Origin of the sequence: Pseudomonas sp. IT-347P, from assembly GCF_949768005.1 — a bacterium.
Classification (GTDB): Bacteria; Pseudomonadota; Gammaproteobacteria; order Pseudomonadales; family Pseudomonadaceae; genus Aquipseudomonas.
In genome coordinates, this window is the sequence record NZ_CATKPQ010000029.1 from 1 (window position 1) to 378 (window position 378).

Consider the following 378-nt stretch of genomic DNA (forward strand, 5'->3'; position numbering starts at 1 on the left):
GGTTCGCCTGTGGTCGTGACCCTGGCCAACGGTCAGACAATCACCATTGGCGTAGGTCAGACCACCGGCACCGCGACCACCACCGCACCAAACGATGCACTGACCGGCCATGCGCCGATCACCAATGCGATCACTGAGGTCAGCGGCGGCAACTTCGAAAACCTGGTGGCGGACAAGACGCCGGTTTCGACCAATGTCACCGACACCGTCGACACCACCAATCTGTCGCTGACGGCGACCGGCACCGTTGCGGAAGGTGGTTCGATCATCTACACCGCTACGCTGACCAACGCGGCTGGCTCACCAGTCACCGTAACCCTGTCGAATGGCGCGGTAATCACCATCGAAGCCGGTAAAACCACTGGCACCGTGACCGTT

General features: G+C 61.1%; 1 protein-coding gene. It reads left to right on the top strand.

The window, feature by feature from the left end:
* On the top strand, nucleotides 1-378 hold a 378-nt coding region (locus tag ACM6IV_RS12750), incomplete at both ends, for an immunoglobulin-like domain-containing protein (protein WP_414870268.1).